Origin of the sequence: Paenibacillus sp. MY03, assembly GCF_002165585.1 — a bacterium.
GTDB classification, from domain to species: Bacteria; Bacillota; Bacilli; order Paenibacillales; family Paenibacillaceae; genus Pristimantibacillus; species Pristimantibacillus agaridevorans.
The window spans coordinates 1-575 of sequence record NZ_MXQD01000132.1 but is presented as its reverse complement, the minus strand read 5'-3'; the positions used below and the strand labels follow the sequence as shown (position 1 = coordinate 575).

1 protein-coding gene is annotated in these 575 nt (G+C 48.2%); it reads left to right on the top strand.

Going from position 1 to position 575, the window contains the following annotated elements:
• Positions 1-27: 27 nt before the first annotated feature.
• Positions 28-575 (top strand): RNA-guided endonuclease TnpB family protein (locus B1748_RS36225; RefSeq protein WP_306299360.1); only part of this gene is annotated, 548 nt, incomplete at its 3' end.

Here is a 575-nt window from a genome sequence, read left to right as displayed (position 1 = left end):
GGTAACCTTGCAGTAGAAGGCGATCATGTGAAGCTTCCCAAATTGGGATGGGTGCGCTATGCCAAGTCGAGAGAGATCGAAGGTCGGATACAGTCCGCTACCATACGACTTGCCGCAAGCGGCAAATGGTTTGTCTCCCTCGTGTGCGAGGCGGATATCCAGCACCTGCCTGTAACAGACCATACGCTGGGCATTGATGTCGGTATTAAACAACTTGCCGTGCCCTCAGAAGGTATGGCCATGGATAATCCGAGATATACGCTGCAGTATGAACGCTTACTAGCGAAATGGCAACGGATCATGGCGAGAAGAACGTATGGCGGGAGCAACTGGCATAGAGCGAAACAAAAAGTGGCCCAGATTCACGAAAAAATTCGAAATAGTCGTATAGATGTGATGCACAAGCTGACCACGAAATGGATACGTGAAAACCAAACGATCTGTATCGAAGACTTGCGCATCACCAATATGATGAAGAATAGACATCTCGCGAAACATATTGCAGATGCCTCATGGGGTGAAATAAGTCGTCAACTGCATTACAAAGCGAAGTGGTATGGCCGAACAATCAAGGA